Genomic DNA, 12,649 nt, shown 5'->3' on the forward strand with positions numbered 1-12,649 from the left:
CGAAGTGCGCGGAGCCTGGGGGTGTTGCTTCATATCGGCTTGAAATGTTCGAAGGGTTCGCGGCAGGCCATGCAGCGGTACAGCGCCTTGCAGGCGGTGGAGCCGAAGGCGGAGAGGCGCTCGGTGCGCTCGCTGGCGCAGCGTGGGCAGGCGATGCGTTCGCCGGCGATGCGGCCGAAGAGCTTGATCGGCATGGCGGTGTCGGCCGCCTGCTGGGCGTTCAGGTGCGCGGGCGGTGCGATGCCATAGGCCTTGAGCTTGGCGCGGCCTTCGTCGCTGATCCAGTCGCTGGTCCAAGCGGGCGCGCGGCGCAGCGTGGCGCGCGCGCGGCCGAGGCCGGCCTGCTCGATGGCGGCCAGCACGTCGTGCTCGATGGCTTCGGTGGCCGGGCAGCCGGAGTAGGTAGGCGTGAGCACGATCTCGAGACTGTCGTCGTGTTCGATCACGTCGCGCACGATGCCGAGGTCGCAGACCGACACGGCCGGCACCTCGGGGTCGGGCACGGTGTGCAGCACCGCCCATGCCGCGTCGACGCGCGAGGCGAGGGCGTTCGTCACCACACGCCTCCGGGATAGGTGCGCTGCAGGTGCTGCATCTCCGCGAGGATGTAGCCCATGTGCTCGCTGTGCACGCCGTGCTTGCCGGTGCTGCGGAAGGCGGCTTCCTTCGGCATGGCGAGGCCGGCGGCGTCGAGCACCTGTTGCATTTCGGCGAGCCAGGGTTCGCGCAGTTCGCTCCACGCCGGGCCGAGGCCGCTGGCGCTGGCTTCGGCATCGACCTCGTCACTGAAGAAGAGCTCGGGCATGTAGAGCCACAGCTGCTTGAGCGCCTTTTCGGTGCGGCGGCGCGATTCGTCGGTGCCGTCGCCCAGCCGCACCATCCAGTCGCCCGAATGCTGCTGGTGATAGCGCGCTTCCTTCACGGCCTTGCCGGCGATGGCGGCCACTTCGGGGTCGTTCGAAGCGGCCAGGCGCTGCCACAGCAGCTTGAGCAAGGTCGACACCATGGTGTTGCGCACCACGGCGAATGCGAAGTCGCCGCGCGGCAGTTCGGCGATGGTGAGGTTGAAGTAGTCGCGTTCGTCGCGCAGGTAGGCGAGCTGGTCTTCGTCGTGTTCGCGGCCTTCGATACGGCCCGCGTGTGTCAGCAGCGCGCGCGCCTGTCCGACGAGGTCGAGCGCGATGTTGGCCATCGCGATGTCTTCCTCCAGCACGGGTGCGTGGCCGCACCATTCGCCGAGGCGCTGCGCGAGCACGAGGCATGTGTCGCCGATGCGCAGCAGGTATTGCACGGCGGGTGTTCGGTTCAATTCGATCGAGGCTTGCATGGCGTGCCGCTCACATGTGGTCCACGGACTTGGGCAGCGCGTAGAAAGTCGGATGCCGATAGACCTTGTCCTCCGCCGGATCGAAGAACATGTCCTTGTCCCCCGGATCGCTCGCCACGATCTGGTCCGAGCGCACCACCCAGATGCTGCTGCCTTCCTGGCGGCGCGTGTACACGTCGCGCGCCATCTGGATCGCCATCTTCGGATCGGCCGCGTGCAGGCTGCCGCAATGCTTGTGATCGAGCCCGGCCTTGCTGCGCACGAACACTTCCCACAAGGGCCACTCTTGCTTCTGTTCGACGGTCATGCCGCCTCCTTCATCGGTTGTTTGTTGGCGTGGGACATCGCGGCTTCGCGCACCCACGCGCCTTCTTCCCAGGCGTCGACACGGGCCTGCAGCCGTTCGCGGTTGCAGGGGCCGTCGCCGCCGATCACGCGCCAGAACTCGCTCCAGTCGATCGCGCCGAAGTCGTGCGCCTGGCGCTCTTCGTTCCACTTGAGGTCGGGGTCGGGCAAGGTCACGCCGAGGATGGCGGCCTGCTCGACGGCAGCGTCGATGAATTTCTGGCGCAGCTCGTCGTTGCTGAAGCGCTTGATGCCCCAGCGCATCGACTGCGCGCTGTTGGGCGACTGGTCGTCGGGCGGGCCGAACATCATGATCGACGGCCACCACCAGCGGTTGACCGCGTCCTGCACCATCGCCTTCTGCGCCTCGGTGCCGTGGGTCATCAAGGTCAGCAAGGCTTCGTAGCCCTGGCGTTGGTGAAAGCTCTCCTCGCGGCAGATGCGGATCATGGCGCGCGCATACGGCGCGTATGAGCAGCGGCAGATCGGCACCTGGTTCATGATGGCCGCGCCATCGACCAGCCAGCCGATGGTGCCCATGTCGGCCCAGGTCAGCGTGGGGTAGTTGAAGATCGAGCTGTACTTGGCCTTGCCGCTGTGCAGCGCGTCGAACATCTGGTCGCGCGAGGTGCCCAGCGTTTCGGCGGCGGCATACAGGTAGAGGCCGTGGCCGCCTTCGTCCTGCACCTTGGCCAGCAGGATGGCCTTGCGCTTGAGCGTGGGCGCACGGCTGATCCAGTTGCCTTCGGGCAGCATGCCGACGATTTCCGAATGCGCGTGCTGGCTGATCTGCCGCACCAGCGTCTTGCGGTAGTGCTCGGGCATCCAGTCCTTCGCCTCGATGAAGTCGCCGGCGTCGATGTGCGCGTCGAAGCGCTCTTCGAGCTTCATCTCCTCGGCGGAGCGCACGGCCTTCTGCTTGCCGTCGCCTGCGTCCTTGCCCATGGTGTCCATTGCCTGGGTGTACATGTGCGTGTCCTTTCGGTGAATGGATGTGGAATGGCTTCAGCGCGGGCGCGTGTCGATCACGCGGCGGGCCTTGCCGGTCTGCGTGCGCTCCATCTCGTCGGGGCCGTGCACGACCACACGGGCGGAGATGCCGATCAGCGTCTTCACGCGGTGCTGCACCCACTCGGAGATGGCGCTGCGGTCGGCCGCAGCAGCCTCGTGGGGCGTCAGTTCGCAGTGCACCTCGACCTGGTCGAGCAGGCCCTCGCGGCTCACGCGCACCTGGTAGAGGCCGGTGAGGGCGCTGTGCGCGAGCACGATCTCTTCCACCTGCGTGGGGAAGACGTTGACGCCGCGGATGATCATCATGTCGTCGCTGCGCCCGACGATCTTGCCCATGCGGCGGAACGAGCGCGAGGTGGGCGGCAACAGGCGCGTGAGATCGCGCGTGCGGTAGCGCACGATGGGCATGGCCTCCTTGCTCAGCGAGGTGAAGACGAGTTCGCCTTCTTCGCCGTCGGCCTTCAGCTCGCCGGTCTCGGGGTCGATGATCTCGGGGTAGAAGTGGTCTTCCCAGATGACGGGGCCGTCCTTGCTCTCGACGCATTCGCTGGCCACGCCCGGGCCCATCACTTCCGATAGGCCGTAGATGTCGACCGCGTCGATGCCGGCCTTGGCCTCGATGTCGCGGCGCATGGCTTCGGTCCACGGCTCGGCGCCGAAGATGCCGACCTTGAGCGAGCTGTCTTTCGCGTCCAGGCCCTGGCGCTCGAACTGCTCGATGATCACCTGCATGTAGCTGGGCGTGACCATGATGATGTCGGGCTTGAAGTCCTGGATGAGCTGGACCTGCTTCTCGGTCTGGCCGCCCGACATCGGGATGACAGTGCAGCCCGCGCGCTCGGCACCGTAGTGCGCGCCGAGGCCGCCGGTGAACAGGCCGTAGCCGTACGACACATGCACCATGTCGCCGGGCCGTCCGCCCGCGGCGCGGATGGAACGGGCGACGAGGTCGGCCCAGGTGTCGATGTCCTTCAGCGTGTAGCCGACCACGGTCGGCTTGCCGGTGGTGCCCGACGAGGCGTGGATGCGCGCCACCTTCTCGCGCGGCACGGCGAACATGCCGAAGGGGTAGTTGTCGCGCAGGTCGCTCTTCACCGTGAACGGGAACTTCGACAGGTCGGCGAGCGACTTCAGGTCGTCGGGGTGCACACCCTTGGCGTCGAAGGCCTTGCGGTAGTGCGGCACGTTGTCGTAGGCGCGCTGCAGCGTGGCGCGCAGGCGCTGGATCTGCAGCGCGGTGATTTCGTCGCGGCTCGCGGTTTCGATCGGCTCGAGGTCGCCGGGGGCGGGGCGTTTGACGGTCATGTGTCTTGTCTCCTCAGGCAGCAACGGCGGGACGGCCCTTGGCGGTGTAGGAGCGGCCGCGGAACATCGCGATGCGCTCGCCGCGCTGGTTGGTGATTTCGGTGTCGTACACGCCGGTGCGGCCGGCCTTCGATACTTCGTGGCAGCGCGCGGTGAGCACGTCGCTCTCCCGCGCAGGGGCGATGAAGTCGATGGAGAAGCCCGAGGCCACGGTCAGTTCGTTGTACGAGTTGCAGGCAAAGGCGAAGGTCGAGTCGGCCAGCACGGCCATGAAGCCGCCATGGCAGGTGGCGTGGCCGTTGAGCATGTCAGGGCGCACCTTCATCTCTATGGTGGCTTGGCCGGGGCCGACCTCGACGATGCGCATGCCGAGGCCCTGGGTGGCGTTGTCGTTCGCAAGCATGCCGTCGCGGACGTACTCGGCCGTTTGTTGAGGAGTGCGGGTGGGGGCGGTCATCTTTTTTCAGCTGGCTCGAAGTTGCGTATTTGGGTTCGGGGCGCGTGCACAGGCCACCGGGTACTCCCCTCCGCGAATGTCCCCCGGCCTTCGGCCTCCTCCTTTATTTCGCTGCGGGGAGCACCCGATGTCCTGTGCACAGGGCACGCGGCTGGTTTGCGGCCGATCAACCAGTGCTCTGAACGATCACGTCGATGGTGGGCTTCTTTTCGCGAAATAAAGGAGGAGGCCGAAGGCCGGGGGACATTCGAGAAAAGAAGCACGCCGTCGGCGTGAGCGCGCCCCGAAGAGCGACGCACTTCACGCACACCGGAAAGATCAGAAAGGCAGGAATGCATCTCAGCGGTCCTTGAACACCGGCGCACGCTTCGCGCGGAAGGCTTCGACGCCTTCGCGGTAATCGTTGGCATTGCCCATGACGCGCTGCAGTCGGGCTTCTTCGTCGAGCGCCGTCCGCAGGTCCATGCCCTGTGCATCGGCCATGGCCTGACGCGTGGCGACGAGGGCGCGGGTCGGCATGGCCGCCAGCTTCGATGCGAGGGCTGCCGCGGTTTCGGCCAGCGCCGCGTCGTCCACGCACTGCCAGATCAGGCCGATGCGCGCAGCCTCTTCGGCCGGCAGCTTGTCGCCCAGCATCGCGATGCCGAGCGCGCGGGCCGAACCCACGAGGCGCGGCAGCAGCCATGTGCCGCCGGTGTCGGGCACGAGGCCGATCTTGGTGAAGGCCTGGATGAAGCTGGCCGAGCGGCCGGCCACGACGAGGTCGCAGCACAGCGCGAGGTTGGCGCCCGCTCCGGCCGCAACGCCGTTCACCGCAGCGACCACCGGCACCGGCATCGAACGCAGGCGCGCGACGAGCGGGGCGTAGTACGTGGAGATGACGTGGCCCAGGTCCTTGGGCGCGGCGCCCGGCGTCGGGTCGGGCGCGACAGAGGGATCGGCAAGGTCCTGGCCGGCACAGAAGGCGCGGCCGGCGCCCGTGAGCACCACGCAGCGCACGCTCTCGTCCTGCGCTGCGGCTTCCAGCGCTGCCATCAACTCCGCATGCAGCTCGGTCGTGAAGCTGTTGAGCGCCGCAGGGCGGTTGAGGCTCAACGTGCGAACGGTGCCGGCGTTGCCGGTGAGTACCAAAGGCTCAGGCATGGCGTGTCTCTTTCATCCTCTGTGGGGGGTGGATCGGTGTGCAAACACTATTGACCGACCGTTCGGTTGATTTTAGGATCGACCTCAATCCCGGCACAAGCGGGGTTGGTTCAGGGCAAACCCTGAGTCACGGAAAAAGGAGCCCGACCCAATGCCCAGCTATTCCATCGACGGCGTGATTCCCGTCGTCGACCCGAGCGCGTACGTGCACCCCACGGCGGTGCTGATCGGCGACGTGATCGTCGGCCCGAACTGCTACGTGGGTCCCTGCGCCAGCCTGCGCGGCGACTTCGGCCGCATCGTGCTGGAGGAGGGCTCGAACGTGCAGGACCATTGCTGCGTGCACGGCTTTCCCGACAACGACACGGTGATCGAGGTCAATGGCCACATCGGCCACGGCGCGATCCTGCACAGCTGTATCGTGCGGCGCGACGCGCTGGTGGGCATGAACGCGGTGGTGATGGACGAGGCCGAGATCGGCGAGAAGGCCATCGTCGCGGCCTGCGCCTTCGTGCCGGCCGGCATGAAGGTGCCGGCGCGCTCGCTGGTCGCGGGCATTCCGGCGAAGGTGAAGCGCGAATTGAGCGAGGACGAGATCGACTGGAAACTCGAGGGCACGCAGACCTACCAGGCGCTCACGGTGCGCAGCCTCGCGAGCCTGCATGAAGTGGCGCCGCTCGCGCAGGTGGAGCCGCACCGCCCGCGCCTGCCGGCCACAGAAGTGCGTTCGCTCATCGCCACGAAGCGGGGCTGATCCGGCTCGCGCTTCGTGCAAGATCGCCCGTTGCCCTCAACAGTCCAACCCAGGAACAAGAACCGATGCCGCGTGGAAGATCCGCCACCTACGACGACCAGCGTGAACTGATCCTCGCGCAGGCCGCCCAGCTGTTCGCACGCAGCGGCTATCCCGCCACCTCGATGAACCAGGTGGCCGAGGCCTGCGGGCTCTCGAAGGCGACGCTCTACCACTACTACAAGGACAAGAGCAGCCTGCTGATCAGCATCGCCGAGACGCATGTGTCCAAGCTGGCGGCGCTGGTGGCCGAGGAAGAGGCATCGACGCACACCGACGAGCAGCGCCTGCGCCGCTTCATCTACCGCATCGTCGAGGAATACGCCGGCGCGCAGGACGCGCACCGCGTGCTCACCGACGACGTGCGCTTTCTCGAAGAGGCCGATCGCGAGCGCGTGCTCGACAAGGAGCGCGAGGTGGTCGCGGGCTTTGCGCGCGCCGTGTCGGCGCTGCGCCCCGGTGCACCGAGCGACGACCTCGCCAAGCCGCTGACCATGCTGCTGTTCGGCATGATCAACTGGATGTTCACCTGGATGAAACCCGATGGCCGGCTCGACCACGCGGCCATCGCGCCGATCGTGGCCGACCTGTTCCTGGGAGGCATCGGCGCGGTCAAGTCGCCCGATGCGCCGGCGGCCGTGCCGCGCGGGCCTAGAGAATCCGATTGAACCAGAGCAGCGACAGCCCCGCAGACAGCAACGTGAGCACCGCGGCGCCCAGCGCGAACAGCGCCGAGATCTCGGTTTCCTTTTTCTCCACGGTGAGCTTGGAGCTGAGCGTCTCATAGACCTTCTTCAGGTCGTTCGCCGTGCCGGCGTAGAAGTACTCGGCGTTCGTCTTGTTGGCGATGGCCTTGAGCGTTTCCTCGTCGAGCCGCACGCGCATCGACCAGCCCTCGAAGCCGATGGTCTCGCCGTCGACCGTGCCCACGCCCACCGTGTAGATGCGCACGCCGCGGTCGGCCGCGGCCTTGGCTGCGTCGAGCGGGTCGACGCCGGTGGTGCGCTGCCCGTCGGTCAGCATGATGATCGCGGCCGAGGTGAAAGAGCCCGGCGCCACGGGCGTGAACTCCTTGAGCTTCCTCTCGTTCTGGTCGATGGCCGCGCCGCGTTGGCGGCTCGGCGCGCTGAACTGCTCGACGTCGATGCCCGCGTCGGGGAACAGCGTGGCCAGCGAAACCACGATGGCATTGCCCGTGGCGGTGGCGCGCTGCAGCTGGAAGCTGTCGATGGCGGTCACCAGGTCCTCGTGGTTGGTGGTGGGCAGCTGCGCCACCTGCGCGCTGCCCGCGAAGGCGACGATGCCCACCTTCACGCTGCGCGGCAAGTCCTTGATGAAGCTCTTGGCCGCCTCCTGCGCCGCCACGAGCCGGTTGGGCTGCACGTCGGCCGCGCGCATGCTGCCCGACACGTCCATCGCCAGGATGATGGTCTGCTGGTTCGACGGCAGCACCACCACCGCCATGGGACGCGCCGCGGCCACCAGCATCGCGGCCATGGCCAGCAGGAACAGCGCGGGCGGCAGATGCCGCCGCATGCTCTGCCCGGCACCCATGGCCTCGCGCACGATCGACAGGCTCGCATAGCGCACCGCCAGCTTCTTCTTGCGGCGCAGCAGCCAGAGGTAGAGCAGGATCAGCAGCGGCAGGGCCGCCAGCAGCCATAGGAATTGAGGCCAGAGAAAAGTCATGCTGCCACCGCCTTCATGCCTGCCGGGCCGATGCGCGCGCGGCGCTTGCGCAGATCGGCGAAACGAACGATGGCTTCCACCAGGTCGTCATTGGTCGAGAGTTCGAGCGCGTCGACGCCGGCCCTGGCCAGTGCCTCGCGCAGTGCGGTTTCACGTTCGGACGCCAGGCGCGCGAAGCGCTTGCGAAAGCCCGCGTCGTGGGTGTCGACCCACAGCTGCTCGCCGGTCTCGGCGTCGCGCAGCGGCACCAGGCCGAGGTCGGGCAGCTCGAGTTCGAGCGGGTCGAACAGGCGCACTGCGATCACCTCGTGGCGCTGCACCAGCTGGCCGAGCGGGCGCTCCCAGCCGGGCTCGCTCAGGAAGTCGGACACCACGAACACGGTGGAGCGGCGCGGCATCAGCGTGGCGGCCGACTTGAGCAGCTCGGCCAGGCGCGTCATGCCTTTCTGCGTGGGCGCGGCCTCGGCCTTTTCAGCGCGCTTCTCCATCGCGTGCAGAAGGTGCAGCACGTGGCGCCGTCCGGTGCGCGGCGGAATCACCGCTTCGAGATCGCTGCCGTAGACCAGCGCGCCCACCCGGTTGCCGTGCCGCGTGAGCAACCGCGCCAGCACGCCGACGAAACCCGCCGAGACCTCGCGCTTGGCCTTCAGGCCCGAGCCGAAATCGACCGAGCGGCTCAGGTCGAGCACGAACCACGCAGCCATCTCGCGGTCTTCGGTGAACACGCGCACGTGCGGCGTCTGCAGCCGCGCGGTGACGTTCCAGTCGATGTGGCGCACGTCGTCGTGGTGCTGGTACTCGCGCAGGTCGGCCAGGTCGAGGCCGGTGCCGCGCATAAGCGTGCGGTAGTCGCCCTGCAGCAGGCCGTCGAGGCGGCGAATGACAGTCCATTCGAGCCGGCGCAGCGCGCGTTCGGCCCCGCCGGCTTCTGCGGTGAGCCGTTCGTCGTTCGCGGCCGCGGGGGCCTTACGCCACCAGCTTTTCATGTTCGAGAGGTTTGGGTGGAGCGGGAACCGCACGCATGATCTTCTCGACCAGTCCGTCGGGCGTCAGGCCCTCGGACAGGCCTTCGTAGGAAAGCGTCACGCGGTGGCGCAGCACGTCGGGCACCAGCGCCGTCATGTCTTCCGGCAGCGCGTAGCTGCGGCCGCGCAGCAGCGCCAGGGCGCGCGCGCCCTCGGTCAGGCTGATGCTGGCGCGCGGGCTGGCACCGAAGGTGATGAAGCGGCGCAAGTCCTTCAGGCCATGCTTCTCGGGCGTGCGCGTGGCCGACACCAGCTTCACTGCGTACTGGATCAGCGAAGGGTCGACATACACGCGCCGCGCCTCGGCCTGCAGCGCCGCGAGCTGCTCGGTGGTGGCCACAGGCGTGGCGTTGACGGGCGGGCCTATCACGCGCTGGACGATGACGAATTCTTCCTCGTCGCTCGGGTAGTCGACCAGCACCTTCATCATGAAGCGGTCGACCTGCGCCTCGGGCAGCGGGTAGGTGCCCTCGGTCTCGATGGGGTTCTGCGTGGCCATCACGAGGAAGGGGCGCGGCACCTTGTGCGTCTCGCCGGCGATGGTCACCTGGCGCTCCTGCATCACTTCGAGCAGCGCGCTCTGCACCTTGGCCGGCGCGCGGTTGATTTCGTCGGCCAGCAGCAGGTTGGCGAACACCGGTCCCAGCGAGGTGCTGAACTCGCCCGTCTTCTGGTTGTAGATGCGCGTGCCCACGAGGTCGGCGGGCACGAGGTCGGGCGTGAACTGGATGCGCTTGAACTGGCCGCGCACGATGTCGGCCAGCGTCTTGACGGTGAGCGTCTTTGCCAGGCCGGGCACGCCCTCGACCAGCAGGTGCCCGCCTGCGAGCATGGCGACCATCACGCGCTCGAGAAAGCGGTCCTGGCCCACGACCACGCGCTTCACCTCGTAGAGGATCTGCTCCATCAGTTCGGCGGTGCCGGCGGGCGTGGGATTGACGGTTTCTGAGCTCATGCGAAGGACTTTCGAAAAAGAATCGTCAGAACGGCGGCGAACCCGCGGCGGACGCGGCGTTCTCGATGGGCACCGCGAAGCCGATGCCGATGAAGGTGCGCTGCTGTGTCGGGTTGAGGATGGCGGTCACGATGCCGAGCACCTCGCCGTCCATGTTGATCAGCGGCCCGCCCGAATTGCCGGGGTTGGCGGCCGCGTCGAACTGGATCAGGTTGCCCAGCTCCTGCTTGCCCTCGGGCGAGCGGAACGAGCGCTTCAGGCCCGACACCACGCCGGCCGACACGGAAGGCCCGATGCCGAACGGAAAGCCCACGGCCGCCACCTGGTCGCCGGGCCGCAGGTCGGCGGTCGAGCGCATGGTGGCGGGGATCAGGTCGTCGGGAATCTTCTGCGCCTGCAGCACGGCAAGGTCGTTTTCGGGTTGCACGCCGGTGATGGTGGCCACGGCCTCCAGGCCGTCGAAGAAGGTGACCTTGATCTTGTCGGCGCCCGCGACCACGTGCAGGTTGGTCAGGATCACGCCCTTGTCGACGATCACCACCCCCGTGCCCACGCCGCGCTCGACCTCCCCTGGGGCCACGCCGTCGTTGGGAGCCTCGGGCGGCTTGCCCTTGGCCATGTTTCGGCCGCGCTTCTGGATCTTGGCTTCGGGCGTGTTCTTTTCTTCGCCGTAGCTCACCACCCGCACCACCGAGGGCCGGATGATGTCCGCGGCCTTGGCGGCCGGTGAGGGCAGGGTGTTGGTCTGCAGCGTGCGCAGCACGGCCGCGTCGATGTCTTTCTGCGTGAGGGCCTTGGGGCCCGGACGCGGGACCCACAGCGCAGCGCCGGTGACCAGCGCGGCCGACAGCACGACCAGCATCGCGAAGCTGCGGCGGCCGGGTTGCCAGCCGGTCTTCTTTGCGGGGGCGGCTTGCAGCGCAGGGCCCGCGCCGATCGCTTCGGGCGAGGCTGGCGCCCCTGCCCGTTCGGCCGCAGACGAGGCGGCCGGTGGCAGCGTGCGGGGCGAATGGCTGTAGACACCTGGCCTGCGCATCGGAGCACCTCCGGCAAAAAAATCGCGTGAAGGAGTTCACAGTAGCACGCTTTCCACGCCTGCGCATCCCATCGGGCATCATCGCGCGATGGCTACCTTCGTCGATACCCACTGCCACCTGGATGCGCCTGAATTCGGTGCCGAGATGCCCGTCCTGCGCGCCCGCGCCGCCGCGCGGGGCGTGGCGATGTGCGTGATCCCGGCGGTGGCCGCCTTCAACTTCGCCGCCGTGCGTGAACTGGCCCATGCGCAGGGCGATGCCTACGCGCTGGGCATCCACCCGCTGTGCACCGGCGAGGCGAAAGACGAAGACCTCGAAACCCTCGATGCCGAGCTGGCCGCGCGGCGCGGCGACCCGCGGCTGGTGGCGGTCGGCGAGGTCGGGCTCGACTACTTCGTCGAGGGGCTCGACGGCGAGAAGCAGGAGCGGTTTTTTCACACTCAGTTGCAACTGGCACGCAGGCACGGGTTACCCGTGCTGATCCATGTGCGGCGCTCGGTCGACAAGGTGCTCAAGCACCTGCGGCAGACGGCAGCCGGCAAGCCATGGCAGGGCATTGCGCATGCCTTCAACGGCAGCGAGCAGCAGGCGCATGCGTGCATCGAGCTCGGGTTGAAGCTCGGCTTCGGCGGCGCGGTGACCTTCGAACGCGCGCTGCAGCTGCGGCGGCTGGCCGCCACCTTGCCGCTCGGATCGATCGTGATGGAAACCGATGCGCCCGACATCCAGCCGCACTGGCTGTACCGCACGCAGGCCCAGCGCGATGCCGGCGAGCCGCAGGGCCGCAACGAGCCGGCCGAGCTGCCGCGCATTGCCGAAGTGGTGGCCGGCCTGCGCGGCATCGGCCTCGACGGGCTGGCCGCAGCCACCACCCGGAATGCGCTCGAAGCGCTGCCGCGTCTGGAAAATCTCATGGCCATGTCGGCGCGTCCGCCGCACCCCGCGTAGGCCAATGCCCCGTCCTGCCCGCATGCGGGCAGATGCCGCGGATTTGCTGTCATCCTCGGGCGCCACCAGTTCGTTGCTGGTTCAGTGGCAAGCAAGTCACTCAAAACTTCATCCAACAAGGAGCTTTTACATGAGCACGTCTTTCGTTCGCACCATGCCCGTCGTCCTCGCACTGGCACTCGCCTCCATCGGCGTGTCGGCCGTGGCCCAGACCACCGCGCCTGCAGCCGCGCCGGCCCCCGTCGTGGTCCCGGCCGAGCCCACAACCACCGAGAAGATGAAAGAGACTGGCAAGGAAGCCGTCGACGCCACCAAGCGCACGACCAAGAAGGCTGTCGCCGCCACCGAGAGCGGCACCAAGAAGGCCTGGAATGCCACCAAGCGCACCACCAAGAAGGCCACCAACGCCACCAAGAAGGCAGCCACCAAGACCGGCGAAGCCGTCGAGAACGCCGGCCACAAGACGGCCGACGGCATGCGCAGCACCGGCAAGGCCATCGGCGAGAAGATCCCCGGCACGGCCGAGAACGAAGCCGCCAAGAAGTAAGTGATCCCGGGCTTGTCCCGGCCTTCGCGAAAAAACCCGCTTCGGCGGGTTTTTTCATGGGCGGTGC

The 12,649-nt window shown here is 67.7% G+C and carries 15 protein-coding genes; 4 read left to right on the forward strand and 11 right to left on the reverse strand.

Annotation, left to right across the window (positions count from 1 at the left end; all coding sequences use genetic code 11):
- Window positions 1–29: 29 nt before the first annotated feature.
- The 7 genes from paaD to ACEOAB_RS05530 form a co-directional block, all read right to left on the reverse strand.
- A complete protein-coding gene (paaD, locus tag ACEOAB_RS05500; RefSeq protein WP_413748448.1) occupies window positions 30–557 on the reverse strand; it encodes a 1,2-phenylacetyl-CoA epoxidase subunit PaaD in 528 nt (175 codons plus the stop codon).
- Window positions 554–1,327 carry a 1,2-phenylacetyl-CoA epoxidase subunit PaaC gene (gene paaC, locus ACEOAB_RS05505; RefSeq protein ID WP_413748447.1) on the reverse strand — a complete coding sequence of 258 codons (774 nt, stop codon included), beginning with the start codon at window positions 1,325–1,327 and terminating at the stop codon, window positions 554–556. The genes paaD and paaC overlap by 4 nt, the downstream gene beginning before the upstream one ends.
- 10 nt (window positions 1,328–1,337) lie before the next feature.
- A complete protein-coding gene (gene paaB / locus ACEOAB_RS05510; RefSeq protein WP_126023084.1) occupies window positions 1,338–1,634 on the reverse strand; it encodes a 1,2-phenylacetyl-CoA epoxidase subunit PaaB in 297 nt (98 codons plus the stop codon).
- Complete coding sequence (paaA, locus tag ACEOAB_RS05515; protein WP_413748446.1) at window positions 1,631–2,641, reverse strand: 1,2-phenylacetyl-CoA epoxidase subunit PaaA; 1,011 nt, start codon at window positions 2,639–2,641, stop codon at window positions 1,631–1,633. The genes paaB and paaA overlap by 4 nt, the downstream gene beginning before the upstream one ends.
- Window positions 2,642–2,677: 36 nt before the next feature.
- Window positions 2,678–3,988 carry a phenylacetate--CoA ligase PaaK gene (gene paaK, locus ACEOAB_RS05520; RefSeq protein ID WP_413748445.1) on the reverse strand — a complete coding sequence of 437 codons (1,311 nt, stop codon included), beginning with the start codon at window positions 3,986–3,988 and terminating at the stop codon, window positions 2,678–2,680.
- A 13-nt stretch (window positions 3,989–4,001) separates the two neighbouring features.
- Entirely contained in the window at window positions 4,002–4,445 is a 444-nt protein-coding gene (gene paaI, locus ACEOAB_RS05525) for a hydroxyphenylacetyl-CoA thioesterase PaaI (RefSeq protein ID WP_413748444.1), read from the reverse strand.
- Between the two features lie 339 nt (window positions 4,446–4,784).
- Window positions 4,785–5,588: an enoyl-CoA hydratase-related protein gene (locus ACEOAB_RS05530; RefSeq protein WP_413748443.1), complete on the reverse strand. Its 804-nt coding sequence runs from the start codon at window positions 5,586–5,588 to the stop codon at window positions 4,785–4,787.
- A 151-nt stretch (window positions 5,589–5,739) separates the two neighbouring features.
- Here ACEOAB_RS05530 and ACEOAB_RS05535 point away from each other — a divergent pair, with 151 nt between their 5' ends.
- Complete coding sequence (locus tag ACEOAB_RS05535; RefSeq protein WP_413748442.1) at window positions 5,740–6,342, forward strand: phenylacetic acid degradation protein PaaY; 603 nt, start codon at window positions 5,740–5,742, stop codon at window positions 6,340–6,342.
- 65 nt (window positions 6,343–6,407) lie between these two features.
- A complete protein-coding gene (locus tag ACEOAB_RS05540; RefSeq protein ID WP_413748441.1) occupies window positions 6,408–7,049 on the forward strand; it encodes a TetR/AcrR family transcriptional regulator in 642 nt (213 codons plus the stop codon).
- On the opposite strand, the gene ACEOAB_RS05545 is transcribed toward ACEOAB_RS05540, so the two are convergent.
- The 4 genes from ACEOAB_RS05545 to ACEOAB_RS05560 are packed head-to-tail and all read right to left on the reverse strand — an operon-like array spanning window position 7,033 to window position 11,086.
- Window positions 7,033–8,070, reverse strand: a complete 1,038-nt coding sequence (locus tag ACEOAB_RS05545) for a VWA domain-containing protein (protein ID WP_413748440.1) — start codon at window positions 8,068–8,070, stop codon at window positions 7,033–7,035. The genes ACEOAB_RS05540 and ACEOAB_RS05545 overlap by 17 nt on opposite strands.
- The gene (locus ACEOAB_RS05550; RefSeq protein ID WP_413748439.1) at window positions 8,067–9,056 is read right to left on the reverse strand and encodes a DUF58 domain-containing protein; all 990 of its coding nucleotides are present in this window, start codon (window positions 9,054–9,056) and stop codon (window positions 8,067–8,069) included. Before ACEOAB_RS05550 ends, ACEOAB_RS05545 begins: the two co-directional genes overlap by 4 nt.
- A complete protein-coding gene (locus ACEOAB_RS05555) occupies window positions 9,037–10,050 on the reverse strand; it encodes an AAA family ATPase (protein WP_056586296.1) in 1,014 nt (337 codons plus the stop codon). The genes ACEOAB_RS05550 and ACEOAB_RS05555 overlap by 20 nt, the downstream gene beginning before the upstream one ends.
- Before the next feature lie 25 nt (window positions 10,051–10,075).
- Window positions 10,076–11,086 carry a S1C family serine protease gene (locus tag ACEOAB_RS05560; protein ID WP_495653529.1) on the reverse strand — a complete coding sequence of 337 codons (1,011 nt, stop codon included), beginning with the start codon at window positions 11,084–11,086 and terminating at the stop codon, window positions 10,076–10,078.
- An 88-nt stretch (window positions 11,087–11,174) separates the two neighbouring features.
- On the opposite strand from ACEOAB_RS05560, the gene ACEOAB_RS05565 reads away from it, so the two are divergent.
- Both ACEOAB_RS05565 and ACEOAB_RS05570 read left to right on the forward strand, forming a co-directional pair.
- Complete coding sequence (locus ACEOAB_RS05565; RefSeq protein ID WP_413748437.1) at window positions 11,175–12,035, forward strand: TatD family hydrolase; 861 nt, start codon at window positions 11,175–11,177, stop codon at window positions 12,033–12,035.
- Window positions 12,036–12,165: 130 nt separating this feature from the next.
- Window positions 12,166–12,582, forward strand: a complete 417-nt coding sequence (locus tag ACEOAB_RS05570) for a hypothetical protein (RefSeq protein WP_413748436.1) — start codon at window positions 12,166–12,168, stop codon at window positions 12,580–12,582.
- Window positions 12,583–12,649: the final 67 nt, after the last annotated feature.

This window comes from Variovorax sp. Varisp53, from assembly GCF_059491555.1.